This window comes from Pseudomonas aeruginosa, from assembly GCF_001457615.1.
Taxonomy (GTDB): domain Bacteria; phylum Pseudomonadota; class Gammaproteobacteria; order Pseudomonadales; family Pseudomonadaceae; genus Pseudomonas; species Pseudomonas aeruginosa.
On sequence record NZ_LN831024.1, the window covers coordinates 5,142,159 to 5,159,724 of the forward strand.

At 64.8% G+C, this 17,566-nt stretch carries 19 protein-coding genes; 6 read left to right on the forward strand and 13 right to left on the reverse strand.

The features are described from left to right. Nucleotide 1 precedes the first annotated feature (1 nt). The gene (gene pilY2 / locus AT700_RS23670; protein ID WP_003102609.1) at nucleotides 2-349 is read left to right on the forward strand and encodes a type 4a fimbrial biogenesis protein PilY2; all 348 of its coding nucleotides are present in this window, start codon (nucleotides 2-4) and stop codon (nucleotides 347-349) included. Further along, a complete protein-coding gene (gene pilE, locus AT700_RS23675) occupies nucleotides 346-771 on the forward strand; it encodes a type 4a pilus minor pilin PilE (protein WP_003094721.1) in 426 nt (141 codons plus the stop codon). Before pilY2 ends, pilE begins: the two co-directional genes overlap by 4 nt. 46 nt (nucleotides 772-817) lie before the next feature. Here pilE and ispH read toward each other — a convergent pair whose 3' ends face one another. From ispH to murJ, 6 genes are all read right to left on the reverse strand, one after another. Further along, the gene (gene ispH, locus AT700_RS23680; RefSeq protein ID WP_003112824.1) at nucleotides 818-1,762 is read right to left on the reverse strand and encodes a 4-hydroxy-3-methylbut-2-enyl diphosphate reductase; all 945 of its coding nucleotides are present in this window, start codon (nucleotides 1,760-1,762) and stop codon (nucleotides 818-820) included. 85 nt (nucleotides 1,763-1,847) lie between these two features. Further along, nucleotides 1,848-2,288, reverse strand: a complete 441-nt coding sequence (gene fkpB, locus AT700_RS23685) for an FKBP-type peptidyl-prolyl cis-trans isomerase (RefSeq protein ID WP_003102613.1) — start codon at nucleotides 2,286-2,288, stop codon at nucleotides 1,848-1,850. After that, nucleotides 2,281-2,790: a signal peptidase II gene (gene lspA / locus AT700_RS23690; protein ID WP_003102615.1), complete on the reverse strand. Its 510-nt coding sequence runs from the start codon at nucleotides 2,788-2,790 to the stop codon at nucleotides 2,281-2,283. Before lspA ends, fkpB begins: the two co-directional genes overlap by 8 nt. Continuing rightward, nucleotides 2,783-5,614, reverse strand: a complete 2,832-nt coding sequence (ileS, locus tag AT700_RS23695; protein WP_003102617.1) for an isoleucine--tRNA ligase — start codon at nucleotides 5,612-5,614, stop codon at nucleotides 2,783-2,785. Before ileS ends, lspA begins: the two co-directional genes overlap by 8 nt. Before the next feature lie 23 nt (nucleotides 5,615-5,637). After that, a complete protein-coding gene (gene ribF, locus AT700_RS23700; protein ID WP_003110419.1) occupies nucleotides 5,638-6,576 on the reverse strand; it encodes a bifunctional riboflavin kinase/FAD synthetase in 939 nt (312 codons plus the stop codon). 96 nt (nucleotides 6,577-6,672) lie between these two features. After that, on the reverse strand, nucleotides 6,673-8,211 hold the full coding sequence (murJ, locus tag AT700_RS23705) for a murein biosynthesis integral membrane protein MurJ (protein WP_048521677.1): 1,539 nt from the start codon (nucleotides 8,209-8,211) through the stop codon (nucleotides 6,673-6,675). A 283-nt stretch (nucleotides 8,212-8,494) separates the two neighbouring features. On the opposite strand from murJ, the gene rpsT reads away from it, so the two are divergent. After that, the gene (gene rpsT / locus AT700_RS23710; protein WP_003094744.1) at nucleotides 8,495-8,770 is read left to right on the forward strand and encodes a 30S ribosomal protein S20; all 276 of its coding nucleotides are present in this window, start codon (nucleotides 8,495-8,497) and stop codon (nucleotides 8,768-8,770) included. Between the two features lie 66 nt (nucleotides 8,771-8,836). On the opposite strand, the gene AT700_RS23715 is transcribed toward rpsT, so the two are convergent. From AT700_RS23715 to rplU, 5 genes are all read right to left on the reverse strand, one after another. After that, the gene (locus AT700_RS23715; RefSeq protein WP_003094746.1) at nucleotides 8,837-9,301 is read right to left on the reverse strand and encodes a CreA family protein; all 465 of its coding nucleotides are present in this window, start codon (nucleotides 9,299-9,301) and stop codon (nucleotides 8,837-8,839) included. 11 nt (nucleotides 9,302-9,312) lie between these two features. Next, complete coding sequence (gene proB / locus AT700_RS23720; RefSeq protein WP_003094756.1) at nucleotides 9,313-10,431, reverse strand: glutamate 5-kinase; 1,119 nt, start codon at nucleotides 10,429-10,431, stop codon at nucleotides 9,313-9,315. Nucleotides 10,432-10,501: 70 nt separating this feature from the next. Next, a complete protein-coding gene (gene cgtA / locus AT700_RS23725; RefSeq protein WP_003094758.1) occupies nucleotides 10,502-11,722 on the reverse strand; it encodes an Obg family GTPase CgtA in 1,221 nt (406 codons plus the stop codon). Nucleotides 11,723-11,863: 141 nt separating this feature from the next. Next, complete coding sequence (gene rpmA / locus AT700_RS23730) at nucleotides 11,864-12,121, reverse strand: 50S ribosomal protein L27 (RefSeq protein WP_003094760.1); 258 nt, start codon at nucleotides 12,119-12,121, stop codon at nucleotides 11,864-11,866. Between the two features lie 23 nt (nucleotides 12,122-12,144). Then, nucleotides 12,145-12,456, reverse strand: coding sequence for a 50S ribosomal protein L21 (gene rplU, locus AT700_RS23735; protein WP_003094761.1), 312 nt, complete (start codon nucleotides 12,454-12,456; stop codon nucleotides 12,145-12,147). Between the two features lie 240 nt (nucleotides 12,457-12,696). Here rplU and AT700_RS23740 point away from each other — a divergent pair, with 240 nt between their 5' ends. From AT700_RS23740 to AT700_RS23750, 3 genes are all read left to right on the forward strand, one after another. Beyond that, nucleotides 12,697-13,665 (forward strand): polyprenyl synthetase family protein, encoded by a 969-nt coding sequence (locus tag AT700_RS23740; RefSeq protein ID WP_003094763.1) that lies wholly within the window; start codon nucleotides 12,697-12,699, stop codon nucleotides 13,663-13,665. 137 nt (nucleotides 13,666-13,802) lie between these two features. Next, on the forward strand, nucleotides 13,803-14,027 hold the full coding sequence (locus AT700_RS23745) for a hypothetical protein (protein WP_003094765.1): 225 nt from the start codon (nucleotides 13,803-13,805) through the stop codon (nucleotides 14,025-14,027). A 342-nt stretch (nucleotides 14,028-14,369) separates the two neighbouring features. Continuing rightward, nucleotides 14,370-16,397 carry a c-type cytochrome gene (locus AT700_RS23750; RefSeq protein WP_048521678.1) on the forward strand — a complete coding sequence of 676 codons (2,028 nt, stop codon included), beginning with the start codon at nucleotides 14,370-14,372 and terminating at the stop codon, nucleotides 16,395-16,397. A gap of 69 nt (nucleotides 16,398-16,466) precedes the next feature. Here the strand turns inward: AT700_RS23750 and AT700_RS23755 are convergent, their stop codons facing one another. Together AT700_RS23755 and AT700_RS23760 are read right to left on the reverse strand one after the other, a co-directional pair. Then, complete coding sequence (locus AT700_RS23755; protein WP_003094769.1) at nucleotides 16,467-17,084, reverse strand: FKBP-type peptidyl-prolyl cis-trans isomerase; 618 nt, start codon at nucleotides 17,082-17,084, stop codon at nucleotides 16,467-16,469. Nucleotides 17,085-17,168: 84 nt separating this feature from the next. Next, complete coding sequence (locus AT700_RS23760; RefSeq protein ID WP_003105116.1) at nucleotides 17,169-17,474, reverse strand: DUF6482 family protein; 306 nt, start codon at nucleotides 17,472-17,474, stop codon at nucleotides 17,169-17,171. Between the last annotated feature and the right edge of the window lie 92 nt (nucleotides 17,475-17,566).

Genomic DNA, 17,566 nt, shown 5'->3' on the forward strand with positions numbered 1-17,566 from the left:
TATGAAAGTGCTGCCTATGCTGCTGGCCCTGGCCGTTCCCGGCCTCTGCTGGGCCGAAGATCCCCAGACCTTCGAAGGCGCTGGCGTGGTCTTCGAAGTCCAGGTCGAGAAGAACCTGGTGGACATCGACCACCGGCTCTACCGCCTGCCCAACAGCACCGTCAGGAACGGCATGCCCAGCCTGTTCCAGGTCAAGCCGGGCTCCGTGGTGTCCTACTCTGGCACCGTCAGCCAGCCGTGGTCCACCATCACCGATATCTACATTCACAAACAGATGAGCGAACAGGAGCTGGCCGAGATGATCGAGAAAGAACAGCCCCGCCAGGACGGGGAGGAGCAGCCCCGATGAGGACAAGACAGAAGGGCTTCACGTTGCTGGAAATGGTGGTGGTAGTGGCGGTGATCGGCATCCTCCTCGGCATCGCCATTCCCAGTTACCAGAACTACGTGATCCGCTCCAACCGCACCGAGGGCCAGGCCCTGCTCTCGGACGCGGCCGCGCGCCAGGAACGCTACTACTCGCAGAACCCCGGGGTCGGCTACACCAAGGACGTGGCCAAGCTGGGCATGAGTTCGGCCAACTCGCCGAACAACCTGTACAACCTCACCATAGCGACGCCCACCAGCACCACCTATACCCTGACCGCCACGCCGATCAACTCGCAGACCCGCGACAAGACCTGCGGCAAGCTGACCCTCAATCAGCTCGGCGAACGCGGCGCAGCCGGCAAGACCGGCAACAACAGCACCGTCAACGACTGCTGGCGCTGAAACGAAAGAGCCCCTCTACGAGAGGGGCTCTTTCATTGCGCACGGTTCACAAAGCCTTGACCCGCAGTTCCTTGGGCATCGAGAAGGTAATGTTCTCCTCCCGCCCCTCCAGTTCCTGCTCCTCCGACGCCCCCCACTCGCGTAGCTGGGCGATCACGCCGCGCACCAGCACTTCCGGCGCGGAAGCGCCTGCGGTGATTCCGATGCGACGCACACCGTCGAACCAGCCGCGTTGCATGTCCTCGGCGCCGTCGATCAGGTAGGCCGGCGTGCCCATCCGCTCGGCGAGTTCGCGCAGGCGGTTGGAGTTGGAACTGTTGGGGCTGCCCACCACCAGGACCATGTCGCACTGGTCGGCCAGTTCCTTCACGGCATCCTGGCGGTTCTGGGTGGCATAGCAGATGTCGTTCTTGCGCGGTCCCTGGATCTGCGGGAACTTGGCGCGCAGGGCATCGATGACCTTCGAGGTGTCGTCCATCGACAGGGTCGTCTGGGTCACGTAGTGCAGGGCTTCGGGCTTGCGCACCTCCAGCGCGGCGACGTCGGCCTCGTCCTCCACTAGGTAGATGGCACCACCGTTGCTGGCATCGTACTGGCCCATGGTGCCTTCCACCTCGGGGTGCCCTTCATGCCCGATCAGCACGCATTCGTGGCCGTCGCGGCTGTAGCGCACCACTTCCATGTGCACTTTGGTCACCAGCGGGCAGGTCGCGTCGAAAACCTTCAGGCCGCGCCCCTCGGCTTCCTTGCGGACCGCCTGGGAAACGCCGTGGGCGCTGAAGATGACGATGACGTTGTTCGGCACCTGATCGAGTTCCTCGACGAAGATGGCGCCGCGCTGGCGCAGGTTGTCCACGACGAACTTGTTGTGCACCACCTCGTGACGCACGTAGATCGGCGGACCGAAGACATCGAGGGCACGGTTGACGATCTCGATGGCGCGATCCACGCCGGCGCAGAAGCCGCGGGGATTGGCGAGTTTGATTTGCATGGCGGTCTCGTGGGCGACGCGGTGATTGGACGAATGAACCTTGCTACCGCCCTCCCCGCTTGGGAAGGGCGCAGCGACCGACGGTTCAGGCCGGCTGGACGTCGATGATCTCGACTTCGAAGGCCAGGGTCTTGCCGGCCAGCGGATGATTGAAGTCGACGGTAACCTGCTGCTCATCGAACGCCTTGACCACGCCCGGCAGTTCGGTCTTGGCCGCGTCGTTGAAGATCACCAGCAGGCCCTCGGCCAGCTCCATGTCCTGGAACTGGTCGCGCGGCATGATCTGCACGTTCTGCGGATTCGGCTGGCCGAAACCCTGCTCGGGAAGAATGCTCAGGGTGCGCTTGTCGCCAGCCTTCAAGCCGAACAGCGCCTGTTCGAAGCCCGGCAGCAGGTTGCCGTCGCCGACCTTGAACGAGGCCGGCTGCTTGTCGAAGGTGCTGTCGACGACGTTGCCGTCCTCCAGCTTGAGGGCGAAATGCAGGGTGACGCGGCTCTCCTGGCCAATGCGGGTCGACTCAGCCATGGGCGGCTTCTCCGGATTTCTTCGATCTGAACATGTCGAGCGCCAGCATGACGGCGCCGACGGTGATGGCGCTATCGGCCAGGTTGAACGCCGGGAAGTACCAGCGGTTCTGCCAGTGCACCAGGATGAAGTCCACCACGTGGCCAAGAACCATGCGGTCGTAGAGGTTGCCCAGGGCGCCACCGAGCACCAGCGCCAGGGCGATGGCCAACCAGGTCTCGCCTTTCTTCAGGCGTTTCAGCCAGACCACCAGGATCGCGCTGACGACGATGGCGATCAGGGCGAACAGCCAGCGCTGCCAGCCCGAGCTGTCGGCCAGGAAGCTGAAGGCGGCACCGGTGTTGTAGGCCAGGGTCCAGCTGAACAGATCAGGGATCACCACGATCTGCTGGTACATGCTCAGTTCGGCCTGGAAGAACGCCTTGCTGACCTGGTCGAGGACGAACACCAGCACGGTGATCCACAACCAGGGCAAGCGCCCGAAACGATCGACGTCAGGCATAGTGGCGAACCTCGCCGCTGCCTTCGATGTTCTCGATGCAGCGACCGCACAGGTCAGGATGCGCAGCGTGCTGACCGACGTCCTCGCGATGGTGCCAGCAACGACCGCACTTGGCGTGGGTCGACTTGACCACTTTCAGCTTGAGGCCGGCGACTTCGCTGTCCACCGCGTCGGCCGGAGCCGCCGACAGCGGCGCCAGGGTCGCGGTCGAGGTGATCAGGACGAAGCGTAGCTCGTTGCCCAGCTTGGCCAATTGGGCCTGCAGCGCGTCTTCCGCATACAGGGTGACCTCGGCCTGCAGGTTGCCGCCCACGGCCTTGGCCGCGCGCTGGTTCTCCAGCTCCTTGTTGACCGCGGCCTTCACCGCCATGACCTGCTCCCAGTACTGGCGATTCAGCGTCACGTCGGCCGGCAGTTCGCTGAGGCCGTCGTACCAGGTGGCGAGCATTACCGACTCGGCACGCTCGCCGGGCAGGAATTTCCAGACTTCCTCGGCGGTGAACGCCAGGATCGGGGCGATCCAGCGCACGAGGGCCTCGGCGATGTGGAACAGTGCGGTCTGGCAGGAGCGCCGGGCGACGCTGTTGGCGCCGGTGGTGTACTGGCGGTCCTTGATGATGTCCAGGTAGAACCCGCCCAGCTCCTGTACGCAGAAGTTGTGCACCTTGGAATAGACGTTCCAGAAGCGGTACTCGCGGTACGCCTCTTCGATCTCGCGCTGCAAGAGCAGGGCGCGATCGACCGCCCAGCGATCCAGGGCCAGCATTTCCTGGGGCGGCAGCAGATCCGTGGCCGGATCGAAACCGTTCAGGTTGGACAGCAGGAAGCGCGTGGTATTGCGGATCCGCCGGTAGGCATCGGCGCTACGCTGGAGAATCTGCTGGGATACCGCGATCTCGCCCGAGTAATCGGTCGAAGCCACCCACAGGCGCAGGATGTCGGCGCCCAGGGTATCGATGACGGTCTGCGGCACCACGGTGTTGCCCAGCGACTTGGACATCTTGCGGCCGGACTCGTCGACGGTGAAACCGTGGGTCAGCAACTGGCGGTACGGCGCATGGTTGTCGATCGCGCAGCCGGTCAGCAGCGAGGAGTGGAACCAGCCGCGGTGCTGGTCGGAACCTTCCAGGTAGAGATCGGCGACCGGGCCGCTGGCATGGCCGATCCGGTGGGAACCACGCAGCACGTGCCAATGGGTGGTGCCGGAGTCGAACCAGACGTCCAGGGTGTCGTTGATCTTCTCGTACTGCGCGGCCTCCTCGCCGAGCAGCTCGGCGGCGTCGAGCTTGAACCAGGCTTCGATGCCTTCCTTCTCGACTCGCTGCGCGACCTCTTCCATCAGCTCCACGGTGCGTGGATGCAGTTCGCCACTGGCCTTGTGCAGGAAGAACGGGATCGGTACGCCCCAGTTGCGCTGGCGCGAGATGCACCAGTCGGGACGCCCGGCGATCATTCCGTGCAGGCGCGCCTGGCCCCAGCCCGGGACGAATTCGGTCTGGGTGATGGCTTCCAGCGCTCGCTCGCGCAGGGAAGCACCCTGCCTGGGCTGCTTGTCCATGCCGACGAACCACTGCGCGGTGGCGCGATAGATCAGCGGCGTCTTGTGCCGCCAGCAGTGCATGTAGCTGTGATTGATGGTTTCGTGGGCCAGCAGGCTGCCGACCTCTTCCAGCTTGGCCACCACGTTGGGGTTGGCCTTCCAGATGAACTGGCCGCCGAAGAACGGCAACGAGTCGACGTAGACGCCGTTGCTCTGCACCGGGCTGAGGATGTCGTCGTTGCTCATCCCGTAGCGCTTGCAGGTATAGAAGTCGTCTTCGCCGTAGGCCGGCGACGAGTGGACGATACCGGTGCCGGCATCGAGGGCCACGTAGTCGGCCAGGTAGACCGGCGACAGGCGCTCGTAGAACGGATGGCGGAAGTTGATCAGTTCCAGCGCCTCGCCCTTGGCGGTGGCGACCACCTTGCCCTCGCGCTGGTAGCGCGCCAGGCAGGACTCGACCAGGGCCTCGGCCAGCACCAGGTAGCGATCGCCGGCATCGACCAGCGCGTAGTCGATCTCCGGATGCACGTTCAGCGCCTGGTTGGCGGGGATGGTCCAGGGCGTGGTGGTCCAGATGACGATCTGCGCCGGCTTGTCCAGGGCCGCCAGGCCGAAGGCCGCGGCCAGCTTGTCGGCATCCGCCACCGGGAAGCCGACGTCGATGGTCGGCGACTTCTTGTCGGCGTACTCGACCTCGGCCTCGGCCAGCGCCGAACCACAGTCGAAGCACCAGTTGACCGGCTTCAGGCCCTTGAACACGAAGTCCTGCTTGACCATTTCCGCGAGGGCGCGGATTTCGTTCGCCTCGTTGGCGAAATTCATGGTCTTGTAGGGGTTGTCCCACTCGCCGAGCACGCCCAGGCGAATGAAGTCGGCCTTCTGCCCTTCGATCTGCTCGGCCGCGTATTCGCGGCACAGTTCGCGGGTCTTGTCCGCCGGAAGATTCTTGCCGTGGGTGGTCTCGACCTTGTGCTCGATGGGCAGGCCGTGGCAATCCCAGCCCGGCACATAGGGCGCGTCGTAGCCCGCCAGGGTCTTGGAGCGGACAATGATGTCCTTGAGAATCTTGTTGACCGCGTGACCGATGTGAATGCTGCCGTTGGCGTACGGAGGGCCATCGTGCAGGACGAACTTCGGACGGTCGCCGCCAATGGCCCGCAGCTTCTGGTACAGACCGATGTCGTTCCAGAACTTCAGGGTTTCCGGCTCGCGCTGGGGCAGGCCGGCTTTCATTGGGAAGGCGGTTTCCGGAAGGTTTAGCGTCGCTTTGTAGTCGGTCATCTCAGGGCCTGTTCAGGATCTCTTCAATCAAGCGGTTGGCCCAGCCAGTAGGCCCGGGCGGCGGCGATATCCGCGAGAATCGCCGCCTTGAGTGCCTCCAGGGAGGCAAAACGCTGCTCGTCGCGCAGCTTCTGGTGGAAGGTCACCTGCAGATGCCGGCCGTATAGATCGCCGGCGAAATCGAGCAGGTGCACTTCCAGATGGGGACGGCCGTCGCCGTTCACCGAAGGGCGGGTGCCGATGTTCGCCACCCCCTGGCAACGCTGACCATCGACCAGCGTACTGACCAGGTAGACCCCGTTCAACGGCGCCTTGCGCCGTTTCAGTTGAATGTTGGCCGTGGGCGAGCCCAGTTGCCGGCCGAGTTTCTGTCCATGCAGGACCCGTCCGCTCAGGCTGAAGGGACGCCCCAGAAGGCGCTCGGCGAGATGCAGGTCGCCCTCGGCCAGGGCCTGGCGGACCCGCGTGCTGCTCACCCGCACGCCGTCCAGTTCGACGGTGGCGGCCGCCTCGACGGTGAACCCCTGCTCGCGACTGGCGTTCACCAGGAAGGCGAAGTCACCGGAGCGGTCGCAGCCGAAACGGAAATCGTCGCCCACTTCAAGGTGCCGCACCGCCAGTCCATCGACCAGGACCTGGCGGACGAACTCGGCTGCCGACAGCTCGCGCAAGCGGCGGTTGAAGGCCAGGCAGAGCACCACGTCGACGCCCTGCCCACGCAGCAACTCGAGTTTCTCGCGCAGGCGGGTCAGACGCACCGGCGCCGAATCGGGGGAGAAGAACTCGCGCGGCTGCGGCTCGAAAATCACCACGCAGCTGGGTACGCCCAGCTCCAGCGAGCGCTCGCGCAGACGCGCCAGGATAGCCTGGTGCCCGAGGTGGACGCCGTCGAAGTTACCGATGGTGGCGACGCAGCCCCCGGCCAGGGGCTGCAGGTTGTGTAGTCCGCGAAGCAGCTGCATAGCACGCTTATTGCTCAGAAAGTGGTCGATTATACGCGTACCGGGCGCCGGACAACAGGCAAAACGGCATGATCCCGCCGCCAGCCCGGACGCGCTTCACAGCACCGCCCGACGGGAAAAGTCGCGCAGGCGGAAACCCAGCAGCGCGAGCATACCGAAATAGGCCAGGAGACCGGCAACCACCAGCAGGCCGAGGCGCAGGAATCGCTCCAGCATGGCGCCCTGCTCCCAGGCCGGCAGCCAGTGCATCGTGGCCAGCAGCACCGCCGACATCGCCAGCACCGCGACCACCAGCTTGACCAGGAACTTCGCCCAGCCCGGTTGCGGCAGGTACAGACGCTGCTTGCGCAGTTGCCAGTAGAGCAGCCCGGCATTCAGGCAGGCCGCCAGGCCGATGGACAGGGCCAGACCGGCATGCTGAAGCGGGCCGATGAAGGCCAGGTTCATCAGCTGGGTGGAAACCAGGGTGAAGAGCGCGATCTTCACTGGCGTACGGATGTTCTGCTGGGCATAGAAGCCCGGCGCAAGAACCTTGACCAGGATGATGCCGAGCAGGCCGACGGAGTAGGCCACCAGCGCGCGCTGGGTCATCGCCGCGTCCACCGTGGTGAACTTGCCGTACTGGAACAGCGAGACGGTCAGAGGTTCGGCGAGGATCGCCAGGGCCAGGGAACAGGGCAGCACCAGCAGGAAGCACAGGCGCAGGCCCCAGTCGAGCAGGCGCGAGTACTCATGGCGATCCTTGTTCGAATAGGTCTTCGCCAGCATCGGCAGGAGGATCGTCCCCAGCGCCACGCCCAATACGCCGGAAGGCAGCTCCATCAGGCGGTCGGCGTAGTACATCCAGGACACCGAACCGGCTGCCAGGAACGAAGCGAAGATGGTGTTGATGATCAGCGAGATCTGGCTCACCGAGACCCCCAGGATGGCCGGCAGCATCAGCTTCATCACCCGCCAGACGCCGCTGTCCCTGAGGTTCAGGCGCGGCAGCACGAGCATGCCGATCTTCCTCAGGTGCGGCAGCTGATAGAGGAGCTGCAACAGGCCGCCGGCCAGCACCGCCCAGCCCAGCACCATGACCGGCGGATCGAAATAAGGCGTGAGGAACAGCGCGAAGCCGATCATTGCGACGTTCAGCAGGGTCGGCACGAAGGCCGGCACCGAGAAGCGGTTCCAGGTGTTGAGGATCGCGCCGGCCAGGGACGACAGCGAGATCAGCAATATATAAGGAAAGGTCACCCGCAGCAGGTCGGTGGTCAGGGCGAACTTTTCCGGGGTATCGGCGAAGCCCGGAGCGGTGACCCAGATAACCCAGGGCGCGGCGAAGATGCCGAGCGCCGTGACCAGCGCCAGCACCAGCGTGAGCAAGCCGGAAACGTAGGCGATGAAGGTCCGCGTCGCCTCCTCGCCCTGCTGGTTCTTGTACTCTGCCAGGATCGGCACGAAAGCCTGGGAAAACGCCCCCTCGGCGAAGATCCGCCGCAACAGGTTGGGCAGCTTGAAGGCGACGAAAAAGGCGTCGGTGGCGAGGCCGGCACCGAAGATCCGCGCCAGGATGGTATCGCGGACGAAGCCGAGGACCCGCGACAGCATGGTGATGGAACTCACCGCCGCCAATGATTTGAGAAGATTCATGGATGTCGGGCTGCCGGCATGTCGAAATTGATCCTGTCCAAGACCGCGACCGGCCGGGCCGGTTCATCGCGCGAGTGCGCCCTCGCCGCCGAACGGCGGTCCGCAAGGGCGCGCCGAGTGTAGAATGCGCGCCGGAATAAATCACCCGCAAGAAAGCAGGCGACATCCGTCGCCGATCTTTCCGGCCGCATGCGCAGCCCCTTGACAACCCCTGGAGGCGACGGCATTATTCGCGGCCTTAATTTGTTCGCTATTTACCCAGTTTTTTTCGAGGAGCTCGACGGTGGCCAACACACCTTCCGCCAAAAAACGCGCCAAACAGGCTGAGAAGCGTCGCAGCCACAACGCCAGCCTGCGCTCCATGGTGCGCACCTACATCAAGAACGTCGTGAAAGCCATCGACGCCAAGGACCTGGAAAAAGCCCAGGCCGCCTTCACCGCCGCTGTACCGGTGATCGACCGCATGGCTGACAAAGGCATCATCCACAAGAACAAGGCTGCTCGTCACAAGAGCCGTCTGAGCGGCCACATCAAGGCCCTCAGCACCGCTGCCGCCTAAGGCACGCCTTGCTCGAATAAAAAACCGGCCAATGGCCGGTTTTTTATTGCCCACGACTCGCTCGCCTCAGCGAGCGGTCGGCCAGGGCATGAGGGGAATCGCCGTCACCGCGTTCTGCGGACTGCCCTCGATCACCCGGTCGCTGTAGACCAGATAGACCAAGGCATTGCGCTTGCGATCGAAGAAGCGCACCACCTGCATGCTTTTGAACACCAGCGAAGTGCGCTGCTTGAACACCTCTTCGCCATCCTTGAGTTCGCCACTGAACTGGATCGGCCCCACCTGGCGACAGGCGATCGACGCCTCGGCGCGATCCTCCGCCAGCCCCAGGCCGCCCTTGACCCCACCGGTCTTGGCGCGCGACAGATAGCAGGTCACGCCCTGCACCTTGGGATCGTCGAAAGCCTCGACGACAATCTTGTCGTTCGGCCCGACCCACTTGAACACCGTGGAAACCTCGCCGATCTCCTCCGCCCCGGCAAGCGCCGGCAACAGCAGCAGACCACCCAGCAACCCCGCGAGCTTGCGCATTCGCCCTCTCCTCAGACCAGAACCAGATTGTCGCGATGCACCAGCTCCGGCCCATCCACGTAGCCGAGCAAGGCCTCGATGGCATCCGTCGGCTGACCGAGGATCTTCTGCGCCTCCAGCGCACTGTAGTTGACCAGGCCGCGCGCCACTTCGCGCCCGCCCTGGTCCACACAGACCACCATCTCGCCGCGACGGAAGCTGCCCTGGACCGCCTTGACCCCAACCGGCAACAGGCTCTTGTGATCCTGGCTCACCGCCTTCACCGCACCATCGTCCAGCACCAGGGTGCCGCGCATCTGCAAGTGGCCGGCCAGCCATTGCTTGCGCGCCGCCTTGCGACTGCGATCAGGGGTCAACAGGGTGCCGAGGCGTTCGCCGGCGCGCAGGCGGTCGAGGACACGCTCGATACGCCCGCCGACGATCACCGTATGCCCGCCGGAACGCGCCGCCAGGCGCGCCGCCCGCAGCTTGGTCTGCATTCCGCCGCGCCCCAGGGCGCCGGCACTGCCGCCGGCCACCGCATCGAGCTGCGGATCATCGGCACGCGCCTCGTAGATCAGTTGGGCATCGGGATTGTTGCGCGGATCGGCGTCGAACATACCGTCGCGATCGGTAAGGATCACCAGCAGGTCGGCCTCGACCAGGTTGGCCACCAGTGCCGCCAGGGTGTCGTTGTCGCCGAAGCGGATCTCGTCGGTGACCACCGTGTCGTTCTCGTTGATCACCGGGACCACGCCCAGCTCGACCAGGGTCCGCAGGGTGCTGCGGGCGTTCAGGTAGCGCTTGCGGTCGGAGAGGTCGTCATGGGTCAGCAACACCTGGGCGGTCTGCAGGCCATGCAGGGCGAAGCTGGACTCCCAGGCCTGCACCAACCCCATTTGCCCCACCGAGGCGGCGGCCTGGAGTTCGTGCATCGCGCTAGGTCGGGACACCCAGCCCAGGCGGCTCATACCGGCGGCGACGGCGCCGGACGACACCAGCACCAGCTCGATGCCGGCGCAATGCAGCGCCACCATCTGCTCGACCCAAACGGCCATGGCATTGCGATCCAGCCCACGGCCATCGGCCGTCAGCAGGGCGCTACCGATCTTCACCACCCAGCGCCGCGCGCCAGTCACCTTGTCCCGCATACCCTCAACCTTAGAAGCCCAGGCTTCGACTCTTCAGCCCCGCCGGCCCGCCCGGCGGGGTATCACGCCATCAGGGAACGTAGAAGATCTCCGGACCGTCGCCGTCGTCTTCCTCATCATCGAAATCATCGTCATCCACCGCACCGGCGTTCTTCAGACCCGAACGCCGCAGCGCGCGCGCATCGTCCAGGGCCTGCAGACGGGCCCGCGCCTCGTCCTCGATACGCCGGTCGAGTTCGGCCAGTTCCTCGGCATACTGCGGATCTTCTTCCAGGCGCAGGGTACGCTCGTCGAGATAGCGCATGATGTCCTGGCTGAGCGCCTCGGTGCCATCGCGCTCCAGGGCGGAGATCACATAGACCGGGCCTTCCCAGCCCAACCGCTCGATCACCGCCTGCTTGCGCGCCTCGCGCTCGGCCGGATCGAGGATCTGGTCCATCTTGTTCAGCACCAGCCAGCGCTCGCGCTCGGTCAGCGCCGGACTGAAGCGACCCAGCTCGCGAACGATGACCTCGGCGGCATCGGCCGGATCGCTTTCGTCCAGCGGCGCCATGTCCACCAGATGCAGGAGGATGCGGGTCCGCGCCAGATGCTTGAGGAAGCGGATGCCCAGCCCGGCGCCTTCGGCGGCACCTTCGATCAGGCCGGGAATGTCGGCGACCACGAAGCTCTTGTAGCGACCGACACTGACCACGCCGAGGTTCGGCACCAGGGTGGTGAACGGATAGTCGGCCACCTTCGGCTTGGCCGCGGACACTGCACGGATGAAAGTGCTCTTGCCGGCATTCGGCAGTCCCAGCAGGCCGACGTCGGCCAGCACCTTCAGTTCCAGCTTGAGGTCGCGCGCCTCACCCGGCTTGCCCGGGGTGGTCTGGCGCGGCGCCCGATTGGTACTGGATTTGAAACGGGTGTTACCGAGGCCGTGCCAGCCCCCCTGAGCGACCATCAGCCGCTGACCGGGCTCGGTCAGGTCGCCGATGATTTCCTGGGTATTGGCGTCGATCACGGTGGTACCGACCGGCACCGGCAGGATCAGGTCGTCGCCCTTGGCCCCGGTGCAGTCCTTGCTGCCGCCGTTCTCGCCGCGCTGGGCATCGAAACGGCGGGTGTAGCGATAGTCGACCAGGGTGTTCAGGTTGACGTCGGCTTCCAGGTAGATGGAACCGCCGTCGCCACCGTCGCCGCCGTTGGGACCGCCCTTTTCGATGAACTTCTCGCGACGAAAGCTCATGAGGCCATTGCCGCCGTCACCGGCTTTCACGTGGATTGATACTTCATCGACGAATTTCATGGATATGCCTCCCACCACGAGGGCGGGTTAACAGAAAAAAACATAGGATACAGGATGCCCCGAAAGCAGGGCATGGCCGGAAGCCGGCGCAGAAACAAAAAAGCCCCGTCGCGAGACAGGGCTTTTTCAGCGAGCTATTGCTTAGGCAGCAACGATGCTCACGTATTTGCGACCAAAGGCGCCTTTGGTCTCAAACTTGACCACGCCGTCCACTTTCGCGAACAGGGTGTGGTCCTTGCCCAGGCCAACGCCGTAACCGGCGTGGAATTTGGTGCCGCGCTGACGAACCAGGATGTTGCCAGCCTTTACAGCCTGGCCGCCGAACAGTTTCACGCCAAGGCGTTTACTTTCTGAGTCGCGGCCGTTGCGGGTAGAACCGCCAGCTTTTTTGTGTGCCATGAGTCATATCCTCCAGAAAGGAATTAGGCCTGAATGCCGGTGATCTTGATTTCAGTGAACCACTGGCGGTGGCCCTGACGCTTCATGTGGTGCTTACGACGGCGGAACTTGATGATGCGGACCTTGTCGTGACGGCCGTGGGAAACCACTTCAGCGGTAACCTTCGCACCTTCGACGACCGGCAGGCCGATTTTCACGTCTTCGCCATTGGCAACCAGCAGGACGCGGTCGAAATCGATCGCTTCGCCGGTAGCGACGTCGAGTTTCTCGACCTTGAGGAATTCGCCTTCGGTGACTTTGTGCTGCTTGCCACCGGTAACAATCACTGCGTACATGTGTATCTCCGTTAAACCTGCTCACCCGACGCTTTATAGAAGTAGGAATCGGCCGGCATGGCTGCATGGGGTCGGATCGGACGCCCGTGCAATTGCGTAAGGCAGGGTATGCCAAGGAAGTTCAGGGCCCGCGATTGTACGGAAAGGTCCAGGCCGAGGCAAGTGCCACGGGCCTTTCCTTGACAGTCCCCCCCCTGCCACCTAGCATGCCGCGCAATCTTTGTGGAGCTATTGTCACTGATGCAACCCCAGGCCTTCTACCGCGTGGTGGCGGAAGATTTCACCGCCGTCGACGGGATCATCCGTCGCCAACTCACCTCCCGCGTTCCCCTGGTGGAAAAGATCGGCGACTACATCATCTCCGCCGGCGGCAAGCGCCTGCGTCCGCTGCTGGTCCTGCTCGCCGGCAAGACCCTGGGCTACAAGGGCGACGACCTCTGCCTGCTGGCCGCCACCATCGAATTCCTGCACACCTCCACTCTGCTGCACGACGACGTGGTCGACGCCTCCGGCCTGCGCCGCGGCCGCTCCACCGCCAATGCCCTGTGGGGCAACGCGCCGAGCGTGCTGGTAGGCGACTTCCTTTATGCCCGCTCCTTCGAAATGATGGTCGAGCTGGGTTCCATGCCGGTCATGCGCATCATATCCCAGGCCACCCGGGTGATCGCCGAGGGCGAAGTGCTGCAATTGTCCAAGGTACGCGACGCCAGCACTACCGAAGAGACCTACATGGAAGTGATCCGCGGCAAGACCGCGATGCTTTTCGAGGCCTCGACCCACAGCGCCGCCGCGCTGTGCCAGGCCGGCGAGGAACAGTCCGAGGCACTGCGCCGCTTCGGCGACTACCTGGGAATCGCCTTCCAACTGGTGGACGACCTGCTCGACTACCGCGGCGACGCCGCGACCCTCGGCAAGAACGTCGGCGACGACCTCGCCGAAGGCAAGCCCACCCTGCCGCTGATCGTCACCATGCGCGACGGCACCGAGGAACAGGCCGCGCTGGTACGCAAAGCCATCCAGCAAGGTGGCAGCCAGGACCTAGAGAGCGTCTGTGCCGCCGTCGAGGCAGCCGGCGCCCTGGACTATACCGCCAACCTCGCCCGCGACTACGCCGCCCGCGCCATCGCCTGCCTGGATACGCTGCCGGACAACGAATACCGCTCCGCCCTGGTCGAACTCAGCGAATTCGCTGTCGCCCGTACCCACTGAACCGGGCTCGACTTGTGACGAACGCCGCCGTTTTCACGGCGGCGTTTTCGTTTTGCGACGAAAGGCACGATCAAGACTTGCTATTAAGATAATAAGAATTATTCTCATCTCACAGTCTTGTCACGGAGATGAGCGCCATGACTTATTTGATCGATGCCTGGCTTGATCGGCCACACCCCTACCTGCGGATCCTGCACCGGGAAACCGGGGAAATCTGCGCAGTCCTGGAAGAAGACGCGCTGGACGAACTGCGTGACCAGGGCGGCCTGGACCTGCACGAGTTGAACTCGAGCGAACCGCTGATCCTCAAGGAGCTGGTACGCAACCTGTTCCTCTTCTGCTACGCCCGCGCCCTGCGCTGAGCCTTTGCGATGACGCCAGGACGCGTCATCCGTGCGCCGCTGCCCGGGAGGCGGATCGCACGAACGGAGGCAAAGGCGCCTCCGGCCGGTTCCGGGAAGGTCACGGACGACCTTCCCGGAGTCACTTTCCTCATGTCCCGTTCTTTCCGCAACGCCTCGCCCGAGCACGCCGGCAGCCCCTCGCCGCGATAGGGATTCCTGCCTGATCCACATCAAGCCGACCTCGCCTGAAAGCCGTTACAACAGCGGCGTGACCGTCGTCCTGTCGACGGCCGCATAACGAAAAAAAGAATGGACCGTGGCCGAGGGGACCGCCCCAGGCCTACGCCTAAGGATGAGGAAATGCCTGCTTCTTTCCCGCGCCTCGGCTTGCTCGGCGCGCTGTGCTCCATCGTTCCCCTGCTCCATGCCAGCGAACCGACCACGGACGCTGCGCTCATCGAAAAAGGCCGCTACGTGGCCCAGCTCGGCGACTGCATCGCCTGCCATACCGGCCCGCAGGGCGCGCCGATGGCCGGCGGCCTGGAGCTGAAGACGCCAATGGGTACCATCTACTCGACCAACATCACTCCCGACCGGGAGACCGGCATCGGCCGCTACAGCTTCGAAGAGTTCGACCGCGCCATGCGCAAGGGGGTGACCGCCGAGGGAGTGAATCTCTATCCGGCGATGCCCTACCCGTCCTACGCCAAGATCAGCGAAGAAGACATGCGTGCGCTGTACGCCTACCTGATGCACGGCGTGCAACCCGTCACCCAGGCGAATACGCCGAGCGCGATGAGCTGGCCGTTCAACCAGCGCTGGGGCCTGTCGCTGTGGAACTGGGCGTTCCTCGACGACGCGCCGTTCACCCCCTCCAGCGACGCGGACCCGGCGATCAACCGCGGCGCCTACCTGGTACAGGGACTCGGCCACTGCGGCGCCTGCCATACTCCGCGCGGCATCGCCTTCCAGGAAAAAGCCATGAGCGAAGCCGGTCGTTCCGGGCAGCTCTACCTCGCCGGCGAAACCGTCGAACAATGGCAAGCGCTGAGCCTGCGCAACCTGTGGACGGTGGAGGACACCGTGCAGTTGCTGAAGACCGGGCAGAACCGCTTCGCCACGGTGTCCGGCAGCATGACCGATGTCATCCACCACAGCACCCAGCACTTCAGCGACGACGATCTGCTGGCCATCGCCAGCTACCTGAAGTCCCTGCCGGCCGGCAAGGACGACCTGCCCATGCCCGACAGCGAACGCCCACTGGCAGCACCGGTCGACCTGTACAGCTCGCGGGGCGGTCTCGGCTACGCGCAGTTCTGCTCCGACTGCCACCGCAAGGACGGCAGCGGCGTCCCGGGCATGTTCCCGCCGCTGGCCGGCAACCCCACGGTCGCTTCGGCCAACCCGAGCACGCTACTGCATATCACCCTTACCGGTTGGAAAACCGCGCAGACCGCAACCCACTCGCGGGTCTACACCATGCCCGGCTTCGCCCAGCTGGAAGACCGCGAAATCGCCGAGATCCTCAGCTTCGTCCGCAGCAGTTGGGGCAACCAGGGTTCGTCGATCGATGCCGGCCAGGTGAAGAAACTGCGCCAGCGGATCGAGGCCGGCAACGGCCCGGCCACGACCTTCGTCTCTCCACGCCTGGCGGACATGCTCGCGGCGCCGAACGCCGAACAGGTGGTACGCGGCATGCGCCTGCACCTGGAGACCCGCGAGCTGCTGCCGGCGAACGTCGGCAACCAGTTGAACTGCACCAGTTGCCACCTGAACGCCGGAACCGTAGCCGACGGCTCGCCCTTCGTCGGCGTCTCGGCGTTCTTCCCCAGCTACGCGCCCCGGGCGGGCAAGGTCATCGGCCTGGAGGAACGCATCAACGGCTGCTTCCGGCGCTCGATGAACGGTAAGCCTCTGCCACCGGACTCTGCCGACATGCAGGCGATGGTGGCCTACTTCGACTGGATGAAGAACAACACCCGGCCGCAGGACAAGGTCGCCGGCCGCGGCGTCGGCAAGGTCGACCCGGCGCTGAAGCCCGACCCGGAGAACGGCCGCAAGGTCTACGCCCGACAATGCGCGGTGTGTCATGGCGAGAATGGCGAGGGGCTGAGGAACAGTGCCGGCGAGATGCTCTTCCCACCGCTGTGGGGCGACGAGTCGTTCAATATCGGCGCCGGCATGGCGCGGACCTTCACCGCTGCCGCCTTCGTCAAGCACAACATGCCGATCGGCTTCCAGGAACGCTTCCCGCTCGGCCAGGGCGGCCTCAACGACCAGGACGCAGTGGACGTCGCGGAGTACTTTTCGCACCAGCCGCGCCCGGACTTCCCGGACAAGATCAAGGACTGGCCGAAGGACAAGCGTCCGCTGGATGCCCGCTACTGATGCCGCCATGAAAAACGCCCCGTCGATGCGTCGACGGGGCGTTTCGCTCCTTCCTGGGGCCGATGCGCCTCAGAGGATTTCCAGCAGTTCGACGTCGAACACCAGCACGCTGTGCGGGGGAATGCTGCCGACCGCCTGGCCGCCATAGGCCAGTTCGCTCGGTACGTGCAGGCGCCACTTGGAGCCGGCGTTCATCAGTTGCAGCGCTTCGACCCAGCCGGCGATCACGCCGCCCACCGGGAACTCGGCCGGCTGGCCGCGCTGGTAGGAGCTGTCGAATACGGTGCCGTCGATCAGGGTGCCGTGGTAGTGGGTGCGCACGGTATCCTCGCGGGAAGGCTTGGCGCCCTCGCCAGTGCTCAGCACTTCGAACTGCAGGCCCGAGGGCAGCACGGTCACGCCTTCGCGCTTGGCGTTCTCGGCCAGGTAGGCGCGGCCTTCGCCAGCGGCGGCTTCGGCCTTGGCCTGGGCTTCGGCCTGCATGCGCTCGCGGATCACCTGGAAGCTGGCCGACAGCGCCTCGCCGGAAACCCGGCTGTCGATACCTGCGAACGCATCGGACAGGCCGGCCAGGACTGCGTCCAGGGTCATGCCCGGAACCGGATTCTCGCGCAGTTGGTCGCCCAGTTGACGGCCGATGCCGTAGCTGACACGGGCTTCGTCAGTGGTCAGGTTGAGTTCGCTCATGGCGCTGCTCCGCTGTGGGGTCGAAAAAGGGCGGCCAGCCTAGCACAGAAGGCCCTTCCCCCCTACCGGCGCAGCCGCTTGTGCTCAACCCTGGCGGATCGACAGCGGCAGCCCGCCGATAAACGAACCCGACTCGGCCAGGAGTCCACACATCTCGTCATCGACATCGGCGCACACCAACTCCACCGGAACCCTGTCCAGCCCGCGCAGTACCTGGCGCGCATGCTCCACGGAGCGCAGGCTGACCGGCTGGCCGAGATCGTCCTCCACCGGATAGGCGCGGTCGCCCATCTGCGCCTCCAGGACATAGATGCCGCCCTCCAGCGACACCAGGTGCAAGGCGTCGATATGTCCGGCCTGGACCCGGCCGGCGAGATCCTGCATGTTCATCGCGAACCTCTCGAGGTTGCGCAGGCAGCGGAAGCCTCCAGGTTTCCGCCAACCGCCTCGGTCCCGACAGCGCCGGCCCGATTCCCGGCATC